The organism is Enterococcus sp. AZ048 (assembly GCF_051715125.1).
Taxonomy (GTDB): domain Bacteria; phylum Bacillota; class Bacilli; order Lactobacillales; family Enterococcaceae; genus Enterococcus_A; species Enterococcus_A gilvus.
The window spans coordinates 1,062,024-1,074,895 of the sequence record NZ_JBIOTD010000001.1; the positions used below are offsets into that span (position 1 = coordinate 1,062,024).

The 12,872-nt window shown below is 41.6% G+C and carries 15 protein-coding genes; 10 read left to right on the top strand and 5 right to left on the bottom strand.

The features are described 5' to 3' along the window. Position 1: 1 nt before the first annotated feature. From coaC to IGI66_RS05250, 3 genes are read right to left on the bottom strand one after another with little or no spacing between them, the layout of a single operon-like run. A complete protein-coding gene (gene coaC / locus IGI66_RS05240; RefSeq protein WP_010781294.1) occupies positions 2-544 on the bottom strand; it encodes a phosphopantothenoylcysteine decarboxylase in 543 nt (180 codons plus the stop codon). Next, on the bottom strand, positions 541-1,266 hold the full coding sequence (locus IGI66_RS05245) for a phosphopantothenate--cysteine ligase (RefSeq protein ID WP_431381082.1): 726 nt from the start codon (positions 1,264-1,266) through the stop codon (positions 541-543). Before IGI66_RS05245 ends, coaC begins: the two co-directional genes overlap by 4 nt. Continuing rightward, on the bottom strand, positions 1,266-2,258 hold the full coding sequence (locus IGI66_RS05250) for a YhdH/YhfP family quinone oxidoreductase (RefSeq protein ID WP_431381081.1): 993 nt from the start codon (positions 2,256-2,258) through the stop codon (positions 1,266-1,268). The genes IGI66_RS05245 and IGI66_RS05250 overlap by 1 nt, the downstream gene beginning before the upstream one ends. A 245-nt stretch (positions 2,259-2,503) precedes the next feature. Between IGI66_RS05250 and IGI66_RS05255 the strand changes: the two genes are divergently transcribed. The 8 genes from IGI66_RS05255 (at position 2,504) to IGI66_RS05290 (ending at position 9,519) form a co-directional block, all read left to right on the top strand. Next, a complete protein-coding gene (locus IGI66_RS05255; protein ID WP_431381080.1) occupies positions 2,504-3,046 on the top strand; it encodes a helix-turn-helix domain-containing protein in 543 nt (180 codons plus the stop codon). Positions 3,047-3,063: 17 nt separating this feature from the next. After that, the gene (locus tag IGI66_RS05260) at positions 3,064-4,152 is read left to right on the top strand and encodes an ABC transporter ATP-binding protein (protein WP_431388980.1); all 1,089 of its coding nucleotides are present in this window, start codon (positions 3,064-3,066) and stop codon (positions 4,150-4,152) included. Between the two features lie 12 nt (positions 4,153-4,164). Next, complete coding sequence (locus IGI66_RS05265) at positions 4,165-4,974, top strand: ABC transporter permease (RefSeq protein ID WP_010781289.1); 810 nt, start codon at positions 4,165-4,167, stop codon at positions 4,972-4,974. Continuing rightward, positions 4,971-5,816 carry an ABC transporter permease gene (locus IGI66_RS05270; protein ID WP_438847910.1) on the top strand — a complete coding sequence of 282 codons (846 nt, stop codon included), beginning with the start codon at positions 4,971-4,973 and terminating at the stop codon, positions 5,814-5,816. Before IGI66_RS05265 ends, IGI66_RS05270 begins: the two co-directional genes overlap by 4 nt. Next, positions 5,813-6,883 carry an ABC transporter substrate-binding protein gene (locus IGI66_RS05275; RefSeq protein WP_086305697.1) on the top strand — a complete coding sequence of 357 codons (1,071 nt, stop codon included), beginning with the start codon at positions 5,813-5,815 and terminating at the stop codon, positions 6,881-6,883. The genes IGI66_RS05270 and IGI66_RS05275 overlap by 4 nt, the downstream gene beginning before the upstream one ends. Before the next feature lie 194 nt (positions 6,884-7,077). Next, positions 7,078-8,379 (top strand): GHKL domain-containing protein, encoded by a 1,302-nt coding sequence (locus IGI66_RS05280; protein WP_438847912.1) that lies wholly within the window; start codon positions 7,078-7,080, stop codon positions 8,377-8,379. Beyond that, positions 8,373-9,116 carry a LytR/AlgR family response regulator transcription factor gene (locus tag IGI66_RS05285; RefSeq protein WP_438847914.1) on the top strand — a complete coding sequence of 248 codons (744 nt, stop codon included), beginning with the start codon at positions 8,373-8,375 and terminating at the stop codon, positions 9,114-9,116. The genes IGI66_RS05280 and IGI66_RS05285 overlap by 7 nt, the downstream gene beginning before the upstream one ends. Positions 9,117-9,294: 178 nt before the next feature. Next, positions 9,295-9,519: a hypothetical protein gene (locus tag IGI66_RS05290; protein WP_316408011.1), complete on the top strand. Its 225-nt coding sequence runs from the start codon at positions 9,295-9,297 to the stop codon at positions 9,517-9,519. Positions 9,520-9,727: 208 nt separating this feature from the next. On the opposite strand, the gene IGI66_RS05295 is transcribed toward IGI66_RS05290, so the two are convergent. Beyond that, a complete protein-coding gene (locus IGI66_RS05295) occupies positions 9,728-9,940 on the bottom strand; it encodes a PRD domain-containing protein (protein ID WP_438847916.1) in 213 nt (70 codons plus the stop codon). A 32-nt stretch (positions 9,941-9,972) separates the two neighbouring features. Beyond that, the gene (locus tag IGI66_RS05300; protein ID WP_438847918.1) at positions 9,973-10,410 is read right to left on the bottom strand and encodes a hypothetical protein; all 438 of its coding nucleotides are present in this window, start codon (positions 10,408-10,410) and stop codon (positions 9,973-9,975) included. Positions 10,411-10,547: 137 nt separating this feature from the next. On the opposite strand from IGI66_RS05300, the gene IGI66_RS05305 reads away from it, so the two are divergent. After that, a complete protein-coding gene (locus tag IGI66_RS05305; RefSeq protein ID WP_010781281.1) occupies positions 10,548-11,363 on the top strand; it encodes a MerR family transcriptional regulator in 816 nt (271 codons plus the stop codon). Between the two features lie 263 nt (positions 11,364-11,626). Continuing rightward, the gene (locus IGI66_RS05310) at positions 11,627-12,718 is read left to right on the top strand and encodes a hypothetical protein (RefSeq protein ID WP_431381075.1); all 1,092 of its coding nucleotides are present in this window, start codon (positions 11,627-11,629) and stop codon (positions 12,716-12,718) included. Positions 12,719-12,872: the final 154 nt, after the last annotated feature.

The window sequence follows — 12,872 nt, forward strand, 5'->3', positions numbered from 1 at the left end:
GTTACTCCTTTAGTTTTGAATTTACCAGGTGCACGATATCAGAAACATTCGCTAATGCCCCGCGGCCATAATCTCCGCAAGCAAGCAGCGCTTCCCGTGGTTCTATTTCATGATACCCTACATCTTTCAATGTTGCGATGTTTCGTTGGACGATCGGATTTTGATACATATACGTATTCATTGCTGGCGCGAGAATCTTGGGTGTATCGGGTAAAAGTGCCAAAGCAACGGTAGATAATAGATCATCTGCGATCCCATTGGCTAGTTTACCAATCGTGTTAGCAGAAGCAGGCGCGACCAAGAAGAGATCGGCTTCTTTTGCCAAAGCGATATGATTGATCAATGCGGCATCCGGCTCTTCCATCACGTCTGTATGGACGCGGCGATGAGACAAGGATTGAATCGTTAAGGGTGTGATGAATTTTGTGCTGCTCTCAGTCATAAGAACATCTAATTGATAGCCCATTTTAGTCAATTCATTCGTAATATCCGCTGCCTTATAGGCGGAGATGCTGCCGCTGACCCCTAGTAAGATAGTTTTCATTTTGCTTCCTCCAGTTTCAGGACTTCTTGAGTGATCAATTCCGCAATTTCTGATTTCGTCTGTGCTTCCTTCACTTTTTGATGGGCGTCGATCAAGTAGCCATGGTGTTTTTCACCGCGAATCTCCGCGAGATCGTTAGCTAAAATAAAATCAGCGTGGTTCTTTTTGAGGCTTTCTTTAGCAACATTCAACAACTCGATCATCGGAACATCCACCAAGAGCTTAAACCCAACTAAAATCGTTTCAGGCTGCAAAGTTTTGATCAGTGAAATGATTTTTGGATTTTTCTTTAAAACGATCACCAAATGCTCGGTATCTGAGGAGATTTTTTTCTCTGTTCGCTGATTGGCGATATCGGACAATGATTTTGGCAAATTTGTCGGATTGTCTGCAATCACCGTTTCTAAATCCTCTAATGTCACGGAACTTTCAGGTGTGAAATCACTGACGGCCATACTGTGAATGACGGCATCGTACGTATGCTCTGTCATTAGTTCCGTTATCTTTTTTTCTAGATCCATGGTTGATTCGATAATGTGGATGTGGAACGACGCACCCTCAGGCTTAACTGCATGGCGGGTAGTGATCAGATCGATCATTGCCCCTTTTTCTGCAAAACTTTCTGCTAGGGCTTTGCCAAGCTTACCGCTGGAGTGATTCGTGATTGCGCGGACATCATCGATTTTTTCTGACGTACCGCCTGACGTTATTAAGACTCTCACTACTGTTTTCCTCCTAATGCAACGATTGTGCGCCCCACGTGGTTCCCGTCCAAAAGGGCATCCGCTGTTTCCTGGACCTGTGACAATTCAATTTGTTGGACTTGGAAATTTGTCGGCAGTGACCACTCTGTTGCCATTTTGCTCCAAAGCTTTTGACGTTGTGTCCTTGATGCTTCTACGGAGTCGATGCCTAATAAATTAACACCACGCAGGATAAAAGGCAAGACAGTCGTATTCAACTTGATGCCGCCAGCATTTCCGCAAAGAGCCACGCTGCCGCCATAGTGGATGAATGGAAGAATCTGAGCAAGAGTGTCGCCGCCAACAGTATCTATAGCAAAATCGAAACGCTGCTTATTCAATGGGCGACTTTTTTCAGGAAACAAGTCCTCTGGTGACAGCACCGAAGTCGCACCTAATTGAGTTAAGTAGTCTGCTTGATCCTTTTTACGGCTCAATGCCACGATTTCTTTACAACCGATTTGCTTCAAAAAGTGTAGCGCAAAACCGCCTACACCGCCTGTTGCACCAGTGACCAGTACAGAACTGTCTGCGCTTAATCCATGAGCAAGCAGGGCATCGACTGACAATGCTGCCGTAAACCCGGCAGTCCCAAAGGTCATGGCCTGTTTTTCAGTCAATTCTTCGGGTATCTTAACGCACCAAGCAGCAGGGACGGCCGCTAACTCACTCAAACCGCCGTCTTGTTTGACCCCTAAACCATAGCCGGTAACGATGACGGTCTCACCAATCTCAAGACTAGCATCGGCTGTTTCAATGACCTTTCCCGCAAGATCGATACCGGGCGTCATAGGATAGCTGCTCAAAACACCTGTGTTTATTTTTGTTGCTAAAGCGTCTTTGTAATTTATGCCGGAATAACTGACAGCGATCAATACGTCTCCTTGATCCACCTCGGGTTTTGAAAAAGTTTCAATTTTTGTGTGAACGGTCTCATCTTTGACCACACGTAAACGGTGATACTCGGTCATGGTGCGTCCTCCTAAGGAATTATTTTATCATGACAAAATCCATTTTTTCATTACTATTATCTTAGCGGAAATAGAAGAAAAAGCAAATTTCTTTTCTCTTTTATTTCTATAAAACTCTCCTAAGAAAATGGGTCGAAACGCTTGATTTTTACTAAAAAGTTCGTATACTTGAATGGTGCTATTAAACATGAAGTTTACTATTAGCAAACTTGCGAAAAAAGTGGAATGAAAAAAGGAGTGAGACGATGGAAATTGGTGAGAAGCTGCGTAATTTAAGGATTCAAAAAAATTTGACTCAAGAAGAACTAGGGGAGCGAACCGATCTGTCCAAAGGCTACATCTCTCAATTAGAGCGCGACTTGAGTTCTCCTTCCATGGAGACTTTTTTTGATATTTTGGAAGTTTTAGGTGTGACCCCCGCAGAATTTTTCAAACAAAAAACAGGGGATCAAAAAATTGTCTACAAAGACGAAGACACAACTTTTTACAGTGATGCTGAACACGGGTACCATATTAAATGGTTGATCCCGGAATCCAACGAGAAAGAGATGGAGCCGATTTTACTGACGTTAGAAAAAAAAGGTCAGTACAAACAGTTCACGCCTTCATTGTCAGAAACATTTATTTATGTATTAGAAGGAAAAGTAGCCCTGCGATTTGGCGAAACCTTATATGAAGCGGAAAAGGGCGAAAGTATTTATTACGAAGCCAGCAAGCCCCACCGCCTGCAAAATCAAGCGACAGGAATCAGTAAAGTTCTGATCGTCGCAACAGAATCTTATTTATAGAAGAAGGACGTGAAGTCATGGCAAACACAATTATTTCATTTAAAGAGGTCATTAAACGATACGACGATGATGAGCCTGTATTGAAAAAAATCGACTTTGATATCGAGGAAGGGCGTTTTTATACTTTATTGGGTCCATCAGGGTGTGGGAAAACAACAATTTTAAGAATTATCGCCGGTTTCACTGACGTAAGTGAAGGCGATATTCTTTTTGAAGGAAAACGAATGAATGACATCCCGGCGAACAAACGTCAGGTAAACACCGTCTTTCAAGATTACGCGCTATTTCCCCACATGAATGTGTTTGACAATGTCGCATTTGGATTAAAAATCAAGAAAATGTCGAAAAAAGAAATCGGGAAGAAAGTGCTTGAGGCGCTGCAATTGGTTCAATTGCCTGGCTATGAAAATCGGGAAATCACCGAAATGTCTGGCGGTCAGCGCCAACGGGTCGCAATTGCTCGTGCGATCGTCAATGAACCGAAGATCTTGTTATTGGATGAACCTTTATCTGCATTGGATCTGAAATTGCGCACAGACATGCAATATGAATTGCGTGCGCTGCAAAAACGTTTAGGGATCACCTTTATCTTTGTGACTCACGACCAAGAGGAAGCGTTGGCGATGAGTGACGAGATCTTTGTTATGAACAAAGGGAAGATCGTACAAAGCGGCACGCCAGTTGATATATATGACGAGCCGATCAATCATTTTGTTGCGGACTTTGTCGGAGAGAGCAATATCGTTGCCGGTGAGATGGTAGAAGACAATTTAGTGAAATTCGTCGGGAAAGAGTTCGAGTGTGTCGATGGCGGGATGCGGCCAAATGAACCTGTGGAAGTAGTCTTGCGCCCAGAGGATCTGACCCTGACGACGCCAGAAAAAGGAAAATTGGTCGTTACCGTGGATACACAATTGTTCCGCGGCGTTCACTATGAGATGAACTGCATTGATGCAGACGGCAATGAGTGGATGGTCCATTCGACTAAGAAAGCGAAAAAGGGTAGTCAAGTTGGTCTGTCCTTTGAACCAGAGGATATTCACGTCATGCGCTTCAATGAAAGTGAAGAAGACTTTGAAGCACGCTTAGACAGTTATGAGGATTAGGAGGCAAAAAGAATGAAAAATATACGTCGTTTTTACTCGATCCCCTATTTCTTCTGGCTAGTGTTCTTTGTGATCGCCCCTGTGATTTTGATCGTTTATCAATCGTTTTTTGATATGAACGGCAATTTTACGTTGAGTAACTATCACACGTATCTGACCTCAAAAACGTATTTGATGATGACGGTCAATTCGGTGATGTTCGCCTTTTTGATCACTGCGATGACGCTTTTGATCAGCTATCCAACGGCTTACTTTTTGGCAAAGCTGAAGCACCGTCAGTTGTTGTTACTGTTGGTGGTGTTACCTACTTGGATCAATTTATTGTTAAAAGCTTACGCCTTCATTGGGATTTTCAGTGCCAATGGGTCGGTCAATGATTTTCTAAGTTTTATTGGCATTGGACAAAAACAGCTGCTGTTCACGGATTTTAGTTTCATGTTTGTAGCGGCCTATATCGAGTTGCCGTTTATGATCATGCCGATTTTTAATGCGCTGGAAGAAATCAATCCTTCTCTGATCAGTGCCAGCAGAGACTTGGGTGCGAACAATGTTGACACGTTTCGCCGCGTGATTTTCCCGCTTTCGTTGAATGGCGTGAAAAGCGGTGTGCAGGCTGTCTTCATTCCGTCGCTTTCATTGTTCATGTTGACACGACTGATCGGCGGAAATCGAGTCATCACATTGGGTACGGCAATCGAAGAACATTTCCTTGTGACGCAAAATTGGGGAATGGGCTCGACGATCGGTGTCATTTTGATCGTCGCGATGTTTATCGTGATGATGCTGACAGGTGAAAAACGGAAGGGAGGTCGAGTGAAATGAGAAGAAGAACGTTTTCTTGGGCCAATGTCTATTTGATCTTTGTATTTGTTCTATTATATATCCCGATTTTTTACTTGATCTTTTATTCGTTTAATCAAGGTGGGAATATGAGTACCTTTACGGGGTTCACGTGGGAGCACTACGAGAATCTCTTTTCGGACCGTCGGCTGATCGGTATCGTTGTACAAACATTCGTGTTAGCCTTTCTGTCCGCCTTACTTGCGACAGTTATCGGGACGTTCGGGGCAATGGGCATTTATTATACACGCAAACGAAATTCACGGAATGTGCTGCTAGGTCTCAACAATATTTTGATGGTGTCGCCGGATGTCATCATAGGGGCCAGTTTCTTGATTTTATTTACAATGCTGGGGAGTGTATTAAAGAACTTTCAATTGGGATTTTTCAGTGTGCTGCTTTCCCATGTGGCCTTTAGTATTCCCATCGTTGTTCTGATGGTTTTACCTAAATTAAAGGAAATGAATGATTCTATGATCGATGCGGCGCGTGACTTAGGGGCAAACAATAGGCAGGTCTTGTCCAACATTATTTTGCCCTTCCTGACGCCGGGAATCATCGCAGGCTATTTCATGGCATTCACGTATTCGCTGGATGATTTTGCAGTGACCTTCTTTGTAACGGGGAACGGGTTCACTACCTTGTCTGTAGAGATCTATTCGCGGGCACGACAAGGGATCAGTTTGGAAATCAATGCCTTGTCTACGCTTGTGTTCATTTTCTCTCTCTTGTTAGTCGTGGGCTACTACTTTATTAGTCGCGATGCTTCGAAGAAAGCACGGAAACGCAAGCGTGAATTCGAGGAGGTGGCAGTGCTGAAATGAGGAAACTACAATCTCTTTTTATCGGCGTGATCGCCATTATTCTCTTACTGACTTTCATGGTGGTGCGTTTGAACCACTCCTCCAACGCGAGCTCTAAAGTGCTGAATATCTATAACTGGGGAGATTATATCGACCCTGATTTGATCAAGCAATTTGAAAAAGAGTACGGCTATAAGGTCAATTATGAGACTTTTGACTCCAACGAAGCTATGGAAGCAAAAATCAAGCAGGGCGGTACAGCATATGATATCGCGATTCCTAGCGAATACATGATCCAAAAAATGAAAAAAGAAAAATTATTGCTGCCTTTGGATCATTCCAAGATTCATGGGTTGGAAAATATCGATCCGCGTTTTCTAGATTTGGATTTTGACAAAGATAATAAGTACTCGATTCCTTATTTCTGGGGAACCTTGGGGATCGTGTACAACGATAAATTTGTTTCTAGCGATAAAATCAAGCATTGGGATGATTTGTGGCGTCCGGAATTAAAAAATAATATTATGCTGATCGATGGTGCCCGGGAAGTGATGGGCTTGTCATTAACAAGCTTGGGCCATTCAATCAACAGCAAAGACATGACGCAATTGAATCAGGCAATCAAAAAATTGAGCGGATTGACCCCAAATGTGAAAGCAATCGTGGCGGATGAAATTAAGATGTATATGGCAAATGAAGAAAGTGCCGTCGCGGTGACTTTTTCAGGGGAAGCGGCAGACATGATGTCTGAGAACGAGCACCTGCACTATGTGATTCCGCCGGAGGGCTCGAATCTTTGGTTCGATAATATCGTGATTCCCAAAACGTCTAAAAACCAAGAAGGGGCCTACGACTTTATCAACTTCATGCTGAAGCCAGAAGCAGCGAAACAAAATGCGGAGTACATCGGCTATTCCACACCGAACAAAAAGGCGTTGGCGATGCTGCCAAAAAGCATTTCTGGGGACAAGCAATTTTACCCCGACGATGCGACCATCAGTCATTTGGAGGTCTATAAAGATCTAGGTCCGAAGTATTTGGGGATCTATAATGATCTGTATTTGGAATTTAAGATGTATCGTAAATAAAGAAAAAAATCAAAGCACGGAGATCATGGATGGATTTCTGATGCTTTGATTTTTTTGTGGGTGAAAGGTTCGTAAAGCTTCCTGTGTGCTACTTATGTACCGGAGATTTTGCTCGAAAATTACTAGAATTTTCTTTTTTCAGCCCTTTCTCATTTGGTATACTGAATTTAACTGAAAAAAGGAAGGGCGATCACATGCAGGCAATGATTATTACGTTTTTCACTTTTTCACATGTATTAAATTTCGGAATCAGTTATTTTATTTTGGATGAGATCAAAAATAAAAAACGGATCAATTATTTGCTTGTTCCCTTGATCGTCCTATTTGGAGTAGTTATTGGCTATACCTTCACTTACCTAGACACGGTGGTGATGGTTCTCTTTTTCCTGATTCTGTCATTGAAAAATTCGGAGGAGAGAAATGTTGTCTTTTCACTGTTGATCGTATCCAGTGCGTGTCTGATAGAAATACTAGTCAGTAGAATTACCGAACCCTTGTTGCTTATTGTATTGGAAAAACAAAATGGTTTGTTCTTTTTGCTCTTTTTTGTACTCTATTATGCTCTTTTGATTCTTAGCAGTTCGTTTTATAAAAAGCATGTAGTAACGTTCATCAGAAAAAAGAGAAAAATTAATTTGACCGCGTATTTATTAACGACAGCATTGGTTGTCTACTTTTCCTATGGGACGATCTCGCTCTATGCCTCTACGGTGTTCTTAAAATTATTTGTAGCTGTCTTTTATCTTATTTTCGCGTTTCTCGGAGGCGTGATCATTCAATCCATCTCAAGTAATCAAGAGTTAAAGATCGAGGCGGAGAAAAGACAGGTGGAGTATGTGATTCACCAGCGCTACATAGAGGACCTAAAAAATCAGTATCAGGGAATTCGCGAGTTTCGTCACGATTACGTCAATCTGTTGACTGCAATCGAATACTATATTGAAAAAGAAGAGTTTGATGGGCTGAAAACATTTTTTAATTCCAGTGTCATAAAGACCAAAAGGTTTACAGGCAACGACATTCTCCATGCGGATGAATTGAACAAGATCGATTCCTTGGATATAAAAAGTATTTTGACTATGAAATTGCTTGCGGCCCAGGATAAAAAAATCGATGTACAAATAGAAGCGGATGACGGCATCAGGCTCAATCAGAAGGTGGATTCAGTCGTGCTGATCCGCATACTAGGCATCCTATTAGACAACGCAGTCGAAGAGGTAGAAAGGATTGAAGGCGGGAAAATAGTGATCGGTATTTTCTCGGTCAAAGGAGATACGATTTTTGTGATAGAGAATACGACCCGTCAGCAGCTAGAACCGATGCACGTATTGAAACAAAAAGGCTTTTCGACCAAGGGCGAGGGAAGAGGACTGGGTCTTTCTAATCTTGATGAATTAACAGCCATGGAGCCGAATATTTTGCTGGAAACGATCATTTCTGAGCAGCGCTTTACTCAGAAGGTGGTTGTGATTGGTGAGGAGGAAGAGCGGTGTTAGGGGTTTTTATTTGCGAAGACAATGAGGTTCAACGAAAACAAGTCACGTCTTTTATTAGAAAGTATCTGCTGATCGAAGAACTAGACATGGTGATCAAAGTAAGCACGGGTGATCCTGAAGAGATTTTGGATTATTTGGAGCAGCACCCGGCTAGTCGAGGCATTTACTTTTTAGATGTCGACTTAAAATGTGAGATGAACGGTATTGAATTAGGCGCAAAAATCAGAGAAAAAGATTTACGTGGAAAAATTGTGTTTATTACCACCCATGATGAATTGTTGTCGCTGACATTCAAATACAAAGTCGAAGCGATGGATTATATTTTAAAAGAGGGAGACATTGCGAACGTCAGAGAACGAATCCAGGCAGCCTTAGACCAAGCGCAGCGACATTTTTTGGAGGAGTCTCAAAAAGCGGATGACTTTATTCAATTGAAGATCGGTAGTCAAATTCGGGTGTTTGATTTGCAGCAGGTGATGTTTTTTGAAACGGCGCCGACACCCCACAAGCTGATCCTGCATCTAGCCAACAGTACACTGGAGTTTTATGGAAAAATCAATGACACCGCTGAATTATCTCCTTCACTGATCAAAATCCATAAATCATACGTGATCAATTTTAAAAATATCCAGCTGATCGATAAGAAAAAAAGAGAAGTCACGATGACCAATGGCGAGAAATGTTTGTTGTCTATTCGTCTGAGTAAAAAGCTGGAAGCAACGCTCAAGACGAAATAATGAGCGTTTAGGATGATTTTCGAACAAACCAGTGATCAACCTTTATAATGAGCAGTAATTGGAATGTCTGTTCAATGCTGTTTGTCTCTAGCAGGTTACTAGAAGGGATAACGGCGATGAACGATAAACGGCATTCGAATCAAATGAATGAGGAGGTTGATTGACCATGAAGAAAAAAATGGCAGCAGGCGTTTTAGTAATGCTATTGGCAACAACGCCAGTAACCGCGCTGGGGGCTGAAAACGAGTACGGGGGTTTTGATAATCAAACAGGAGATATCGGGACCCGGGCAGTAACCATAAAACAATGGTTTACGAATGTTCCGCCCAAAACCTATCGTGGAAAGCAGCGAATCCAATATTATCGCCATATCGCCGGTGGCTATATCGGCGTTTATATATGAGAAAAAGGCTGCTAATCGTTGCCTGTTGTTTAGGATTACTAGTGATTTTCTTCATGTTAAAGATCAATATCCACATCAGAATCATCCTCGTTTTAGCAACGATGCTTTATTTATTAATCGACGGAACGCTGTAATCAACAGAAAAAGGAGCCGTCCTCCAAAGCTAGGAGTTATTCCAGCTTTGGAGGACGGCTTCTTTCGTTCTATTTTAGTAGGCTTCTAATTTTCTCAACACGCGAAAATGCAAAATGAGGTAGCTGATTTCGTCATTCGATAAATCGAAATCATACGTTTCAGTGACAAAGACACGGATCTGATTCGCAGCGTGAAATTCATGGGTATAGCGTTCACTTACGTAAAAATATAGGTCATTGTCAGATGCTTCGGCTTCCTGCTTCTCTTTTAGTATATGTAGCGCCAAAAACTTAAGGTGCCGCATCAATCGCGGGGCTTTCAAAACAGGTCAGCTCGTGGTATTTGAACATGGAAAATAATTTGTGTAAGTAAACTATGGATCAATTGGAGAAATTTTTCCTGTTCATGTTCGTTGATGTTCAGTTGATAATTTGCGGCTATGACCGCCTCGGTCAGAACGAAGGAATCGGTCGTTTTCAAAGGCTGCTGCAAATAGTCTTCTATTTCTTCGACGGCTTTTTTTGCAAAGGCGACCTCTGATTTAAATAAATTCTCCATAATCTCAATGGTTGAAATAGGAAAAATGTGAGGCATAGGAATCGATTCAGCCGCATTAAATAGAAAGTAAGACAGGTTGTTGGCTAAATAAAAGTTGTCTGTGAGTGCGTAGTTTCTTTTTGCTAAGTCCGCTAATTGTCGGATGAACTGACGATCAGATGCGTTAGAACGCTGTGTGGATAATTGAGCATTTTTCATTGTAATGAACCTCCATATCTTCGTTACAGGGAAATGGTCTTTTTTCAAAACCATAGGGTCAATTGAAGTTGTCTCTATGATAAACTGTCTAGTGAATAGACAGTCAAGAAATGTGCACAAAAAAAGGAGGGACCGTGATGCGCTCAACGAATTACTTAACTATCAGTGAATTTTCCAAGCTATCGGGTATTAAACGAAAGACCTTGATTTATTACGATCAGATCGGGCTTTTGCCACCAAAGCATGTCGGAGAAAAAGGCTATCGCTACTATGATTATCCGCAACTTTATACGGTCAATATGATCAATCTATTTCGAGAAATCAAAATGCCCTTGTCAGAAATCAAAGATCACCTGCAAAATAGTACCCCGGAACAAGCGGCCACGTTGCTTAAACGTCAGCAAGAATTGATCCTTCAAAAGCAAAAGCATTATGAGCAAATGTCTGGTATGGTCACGCGCCAATTGGCGTCATTAAAGGAATACGAACAAGCAGAACAGTTAAAATTCTCAGTGGTCCCTTTAGAGATGACCCCACTTTTTTTTAGTTCGAAAATTTATAAAATCCCTGAATTCCGCGCATCGATCTCGTTGAGTGAAGTCTATCAAGAGGGCTTTTCAGCCGGCTATCCGTTTATTTATCCTTCGGGGATCATGTTCAAAATTGAAAGCGATAAATTAAAGAACGATCCCTTTGAATCCATCGAGATCCAATATTATATTCGCGTTCCCGAAGCTGCTGAGAGCCGACCAGCAGGAGATTACTTGGTGTGCTACTATACCGGAGTCGTCTCCCACGATACGATCCTCAAAATGATGTTCGAGTATCTGGAGAAACAGGATCTAAAAATTCAAGGAAATGTTTACGTCGACATGATCCTAAATGGCCTTTCGGGGCATACATTCAATGATTTTCTTTTAAAATTAGTTGTTCGGGTGGCTCCTGTGTCCTAAATTCAGGTACCGCTACGTGAAATTTCTATTTTTTTTAGTTCGAAAGAGACAGCCGTATCTTTCGAACTTTTTTGTTTGACGAGAAATAGAACGAAATTCAAAAAAAGTTTGACGTTATTATTTTCGAGAAATCACAACCACGAATCCTTTTGATGTTGCAAAACTTTTTATAAAAAAGAAAAAAATTGGGTAAGAAAAAAGTTATTTAATGGTGTATAATTTATTTTATGAAAGCGCAAGCAAAAACAAAGGGGAGTATGGGGATGGAAAAGAAACAGTTGAACAGACGCCAGATTTTTGGAATGAAGAAAGACTCTTTAGAAAAAAGAATTTCAGAATATTACACGAGCGAGCAAGACAGCGGATATATTATCGAATGTCTGGTTGCGATTTTAGTGAGAAATGCGCTAGTTGTTGCTGATTTTTCTCAAATTGCGTATTCGCTAGTCAGAGAACTGTTTCTTTCCGCTGAGCCAAATCAAACAATGCAAGACTATTATGCCTTTTTTGAAAGCTATTTTGTTGAAGAAGAGCGTAATGCCATCATTACTCGACTTTATAAAAGCAAAAATAATTATTATAAAAATTTCAAGACAGCCCGTCGTCATAGCAATCTGGTGAATCAGCCGACGCTCACGAAAGAGCAACCAGATGAACGGGAAGTGGTGCTTAAAACGATCTTTGAAGATGCGAATGGGAAAGCAGTTAAATGGGTACTGAGAGATGTCGATCCCTCGAAGGATAAAAAAGAATTCGAACCGATTCTGAAAATTTTGACGACATTATCGATTTTTCAAAAGGATGGAGTCCGTCAATTTGTGTCTTTAGTGGATTCAAAACGAGTGAAAAGTGAAATTGAGATTCTCGTTGAGAAAAAGACTTCGCCGAAAAAAGGGAAGAAAATCGCAGCCAAAAAGAAAACAACGTCCACCTCAACGCAAAAGAACACCCGTCCAAAGGCTGGAAACAGCTCCTCACTTGAAAAAAACAGCCAAAAATCACAAAACGAATCCCCTCAAGCTGTCGCTCCAAATAAAGTAAATGGGGAAAAAACCGCGAAAAGAGCAACAGCCACGATTCCAGAAGCCACGCAGTCAACGGATGTTTATTTAGCGCCTGATGATCCGACTTCCGCAAATTCGAAAGAGCAGAATGCACAAAAACAAGTGGCTCCTTCTCGACCATCCGCCCCACTTCAGACAACGCCTCCTAATAAAATAGCACCGGCTTCAACTGCTACTCATTTGGAAAATGGACTAGCAGAAGCCGGAACCATGCCGCAAAGAAAAGAGGAGAAATCCAATAAAAAAATCAGGAACCTGTTGAAACAATTCCAGCAGAATCGGAAAAGATAATTTTTCAGTTTTTAGGGAAGGGTTATTTGTGATGGAGTAAAACGGATAAATCTGCGGAAAAGGAGGTATGGGATCTGGGATTTCTTGATTCGATGGGGGATCATCAAAGGGATCTTTGAAGGACGGATGCAGACGAATGTAAAAGTGAAGGAGA

Bases quoted from the DNA above. Each gene is read 5' to 3' on its own strand.
- coaC (WP_010781294.1), bottom strand. From the start codon at position 544: ATGAAAACTATCTTACTAGGGGTCAGCGGCAGCATCTCCGCCTATAAG.
- IGI66_RS05250 (WP_431381081.1), bottom strand. From the start codon at position 2,258: ATGACCGAGTATCACCGTTTACGTGTGGTCAAAGATGAGACCGTTCAC.
- IGI66_RS05255 (WP_431381080.1), top strand. From the start codon at position 2,504: ATGGAAATTGGTGAGAAGCTGCGTAATTTAAGGATTCAAAAAAATTTG.
- IGI66_RS05260 (WP_431388980.1), top strand. From the start codon at position 3,064: ATGGCAAACACAATTATTTCATTTAAAGAGGTCATTAAACGATACGAC.
- IGI66_RS05265 (WP_010781289.1), top strand. From the start codon at position 4,165: ATGAAAAATATACGTCGTTTTTACTCGATCCCCTATTTCTTCTGGCTA.
- IGI66_RS05270 (WP_438847910.1), top strand. From the start codon at position 4,971: ATGAGAAGAAGAACGTTTTCTTGGGCCAATGTCTATTTGATCTTTGTA.
- IGI66_RS05275 (WP_086305697.1), top strand. From the start codon at position 5,813: ATGAGGAAACTACAATCTCTTTTTATCGGCGTGATCGCCATTATTCTC.
- IGI66_RS05280 (WP_438847912.1), top strand. From the start codon at position 7,078: ATGCAGGCAATGATTATTACGTTTTTCACTTTTTCACATGTATTAAAT.
- IGI66_RS05290 (WP_316408011.1), top strand. From the start codon at position 9,295: ATGGCAGCAGGCGTTTTAGTAATGCTATTGGCAACAACGCCAGTAACC.
- IGI66_RS05300 (WP_438847918.1), bottom strand. From the start codon at position 10,410: ATGAAAAATGCTCAATTATCCACACAGCGTTCTAACGCATCTGATCGT.
- IGI66_RS05305 (WP_010781281.1), top strand. From the start codon at position 10,548: ATGCGCTCAACGAATTACTTAACTATCAGTGAATTTTCCAAGCTATCG.
- IGI66_RS05310 (WP_431381075.1), top strand. From the start codon at position 11,627: ATGGAAAAGAAACAGTTGAACAGACGCCAGATTTTTGGAATGAAGAAA.